This window comes from Brachyspira catarrhinii, from assembly GCF_005518285.1.
Classification (GTDB): domain Bacteria; phylum Spirochaetota; class Brachyspiria; order Brachyspirales; family Brachyspiraceae; genus Brachyspira; species Brachyspira catarrhinii.
In genome coordinates this window covers 1-3,912 of record NZ_SJDU01000226.1, presented here as the reverse complement: position 1 = coordinate 3,912, position 3,912 = coordinate 1, and the positions used below count along the sequence as shown (strand labels likewise).

Below are 3,912 nucleotides of genomic sequence, written 5' to 3'. Positions count from 1 at the left end.
CTATCTCTTTACCAAATACATCGGGAACATTTTCTATATTGATTACAAAAGTATCTCGCTTCTGCGGGCTGTTAGCCCCGTCTCTAACTTTGACTATTGTAAAATCTTTTATTTCGTCTTTATAGTTAGTGCTTGTTAAAGCGGATTGAATTAAAAATAAAATAATCGTTATTTGTAATATATTTTTCATTGTGTAAAAATAAGAGGCAGCTATCAAACCGCCCCTATAAAATATTTTTTAATCAATTTTAATCTTCTTCGTCAAAATCATTATTATCAAAATATTCAAACGCTTCTTCAAGAGCAGTTACTATATTTTGATAAGTAATATCATCTAACCCATTATTTCTTGCAAATAAGTAGGCGTCATTAACCTCATCGTCCGTTAATTTAAATCCGACTTTAATTAAATAAACCATGTATATTTTTTTCTTGTTTAGCTCTTCATCAATACTTGCCGCAAAAGCCATAAAACATGCACATATAAAAAATATTTTAAGTTTATTTCTATCTATTCTGCCCGTTTCTATATCTTTAATAATCTCTTCGGGAGATTTATTAGAATTATATATATCTTGATATGCTGATTTTAATTTTTTCTGAATTTGAACTTCAATCATGCTCTCGTTAGGAAACATAGTATTATACATAAGCGTTGCCATTTTTATATCATATACGGATGCATTACTATTATCTGCAAAAATTACGAGGCATAAAATTTTAAAAAAGTGGTCTTTATCGTTAAAATTTATAGCCGAATTAATAGCACCTTCTATAAAATCTGAAAATAATCCCATAATTTACTCTCCTTTTATAGCGTTTGTTAATTTATTAAAATTAGTTATCATAAAATATTGTCCTAATAATATACCAAATCCAAATGCGAATATTGTTCCGACTATAGCCCATAATAAAATACTTTCGCTTGACTGTTTTATTCTTACATTATAACGAGAGGCTATATTTTTTATTCTTTCGGAATGTTTATACATCCAATAAAAATAATAAATACCGCAAGTTATAACGGAAAATATTAATACTAAAATAGAATTTGGACTTTCTCCTTCTTCCCCACAAATAAGGTTCATATCTTTTATAAAACCCCACCAAAAGTATATCATATATAATCCGCCCGTTAAAAAAGTTAATATTAAATATATAATGAAATTTCTATTTTTTCTTTATTTTTGAAAAATCTACCGTTTTATTACTTTGAACTATTTTAACATCTTCTACAATATTTATATTGCTTTCATTATTAGATATATTATTTGATTGGTTAATATCGCTACCACTTTCTGATATTTTACCATCGTTATTATCTAATTCCTCACTTTTTCTTTTTCTTCTACTTAAAAGTCCTCCCTTATTATTCACCGAAAGACTATTAATTGAAAAGCCGCATGCATCACATAATTTTGCATTATCGTTAATTTGATTTCCACATTTTGGACATAACATAATTTACTCCTTAAAATACATTATTTAATCACATAGCCAATTCGTCAAAATCTCTACTTACGGAATTATTTACTTCCATTTGAACATCATATTTACCTAATGTATTGAAAGCCATTTTAAGCGCTTCAATAAGTTTATCTCTATCGTTTTTATTAGTTAAATGTATATTCAATAGTGGGCTTCCGTTTTTATCAAAAAATGTAAATTTGTAAAACTCTCCGCTTGCTAAAAGGGTGTTAAGAAGTATATTTTTATTATATTTGAAAGTGCCTTTAGGACATGGCAGAGCGTCTATTTTAAAGCTTTTAACTTGAATTGCAAACACTTCTTTTAAATGAAGTTCGTCCTTTAAAAAATTAAATTTCGTTTTTTTATTTTTAATTAGAACTCCATTTTGCATATCTATAAATACTCCTCGAGGGTTAAGTTTAGTGGCTATTATTAGCATAACTAAAGGAAATATCATAGTGAAAATTACACAAATCAAAAAAGAAAATAATATGACTGTGGGAGTATTACTATCAATTATATACCAAAATGCACAACCAATAACTACGAATATAATAGCTACAGCTCCTTGCATAGTATTATATCCATGGTCAAATCTCGATTTTATACCTTTTATATTCATATAAAAATCGGATGTAGAATTATTATCATTCTTAATATCTTTTATATCAATATAATTAGTATTATTTTCCGAACTGCTAATATTATCAACTTTATTAGTCGGTTCGATTTTACCTCCGCAGGAAGAACAAAAATTCATTCCTTCTTTAATTTCTTTTCCGCAATTTGCACAAAACATAATTTTCTCCTTTTATAAAAAATATATTTAAATTATTCAGTAGCTCCTTTGTCTACTAAAAGTTTTATTATTTCATTTTTCTTTGAACTATTTATAGCATAATATAAAGGCTTTTTTCCTTTTTTATCCGCGTAATTAACATCCGCTCCGTATTCTATCAATAATTTTACGGCGTCAATATATCCTTTTTCACAGGCTATAGTTAAAGGCGTATCACCCCATCCGTCCCTAACATCTATATCTACGCCAGCATCCAATAATAGCTTTACAATTTGGTATTTATAATTTTGAGTTGATAAAGCTGTTATCAAAAGAGGCGTTTTATCTATAGTTGTATCGGCGTCATTTAATAAAAGTAATTTTACTGTATCTACATTTCCTTTAGTTATAGAATAAGACAATGCGCTTTTTTCTTTATAATCAGTATAATATACATTTACTTTAGGTAATTGATTTACATCTACGCCTTTATTTATAAGAAGTTTAGCTATATTCACATTTCCTACCCGTATAGCCGTATGCAAATAATCTTCTCTATTATCTATACTCGCTCCAGCATTAAGAAGTATAGAAGCGCCTTCTACATTGCCAGATAATATGCAATAGGTTAAAGCGGTAGCTATATTATTCATTCCATTAACAAAAGATTTGGCTTGTAAATTTAAATCCGCTCCAGCGCTAACTAAAGCTTTTAATAAATCGTTATATTTACAAGCCGAAGCTATCATTAATGGCGTTAAATACTCATCATTTATAATAGTGTAAACCATTCGTTGTCCTCTGGAATTTGTATAATAACCGTTATATCCGTATATTCTTATAGAACGATTTATATCGACTAAAACTGCCGTTTCTATATCTTTAATATATTTTTCTCCGTTTCTCTTTTTTATAACTCTCTCTAAAGCGGCTCTATCTCCCGAAGTAACAACCGTTTTCTCATTTTCGTCTCCAAAAATATCAATATCGACTACCGTTCTTCCTCTCGTCCCCGTTATTTCATTTACTATTTGAGGCACAAATTGAATAACATCCTCTATATTCCTAAATGATTTGCTATCGCCCGTAATATTCTCAAAGGTTTCAACATTTATCATACTTACTATAAGAACATTATTCCTACCGAGTTTACTAATATTGCCCGCCAATACATATTGAGCGTTCAAAGCGCGTCCTATTTGTATTATTGTGTTTTCGTCCGTCAAACCGTTTCTCTGAAAGTTTAATTCTTTCATTACTTTTTCCATTTGACTATTTCGAGTAAGAACTCTATAAACCTTTCTTTTGCTAAGTTCATTTGCAAACATAGACGCCAATGTGTCGCCTTCTTCTTCGTTTGCGCTCGAAAATGGCAAAACGGCAACCGTTATTTTCTCTGCCGAAAATAACTGAAAATTAAAAACCGCTATAAATAATATAAATATATTTTTTATCATAATATTAATTCCTTAATTTTATTTTTTATAAATCAATTCCGCCCAATATATATTCTTTCATTTTTCTCCATAAAATATTTTTACCATAATTTATCCTTTTTCCATCTTTATCAATGATTTTAATAAAATTGACTTTAAATTTTATTTTTTCGCCATCGTCCAATCTTAAATAAAGATTTTTAATAAAAAATATTCCCGTTTTTTTAA

7 protein-coding genes are annotated in these 3,912 nt (G+C 28.4%); all 7 read right to left on the bottom strand.

What is annotated here, in order from left to right; genetic code table 11:
• On the bottom strand, window positions 1–190 hold a 190-nt coding region (locus EZH24_RS08465), incomplete at its 3' end, for a hypothetical protein (RefSeq protein WP_161976124.1).
• 58 nt (window positions 191–248) lie between these two features.
• Complete coding sequence (locus EZH24_RS08460) at window positions 249–797, bottom strand: hypothetical protein (RefSeq protein ID WP_137998726.1); 549 nt, start codon at window positions 795–797, stop codon at window positions 249–251.
• Between the two features lie 3 nt (window positions 798–800).
• On the bottom strand, window positions 801–1,160 hold the full coding sequence (locus EZH24_RS08455; RefSeq protein ID WP_272897887.1) for a DUF4234 domain-containing protein: 360 nt from the start codon (window positions 1,158–1,160) through the stop codon (window positions 801–803).
• A gap of 10 nt (window positions 1,161–1,170) precedes the next feature.
• The gene (locus EZH24_RS08450; protein ID WP_137998724.1) at window positions 1,171–1,461 is read right to left on the bottom strand and encodes a zinc ribbon domain-containing protein; all 291 of its coding nucleotides are present in this window, start codon (window positions 1,459–1,461) and stop codon (window positions 1,171–1,173) included.
• Window positions 1,462–1,489: 28 nt separating this feature from the next.
• Window positions 1,490–2,269: a zinc ribbon domain-containing protein gene (locus EZH24_RS08445; protein ID WP_137998723.1), complete on the bottom strand. Its 780-nt coding sequence runs from the start codon at window positions 2,267–2,269 to the stop codon at window positions 1,490–1,492.
• A 32-nt stretch (window positions 2,270–2,301) separates the two neighbouring features.
• Entirely contained in the window at window positions 2,302–3,705 is a 1,404-nt protein-coding gene (locus EZH24_RS08440) for an ankyrin repeat domain-containing protein (RefSeq protein WP_137998722.1), read from the bottom strand.
• A 25-nt stretch (window positions 3,706–3,730) separates the two neighbouring features.
• A partial coding sequence (locus EZH24_RS14105; protein WP_161976123.1) for a hypothetical protein occupies window positions 3,731–3,912 on the bottom strand: 182 nt, incomplete at its 5' end.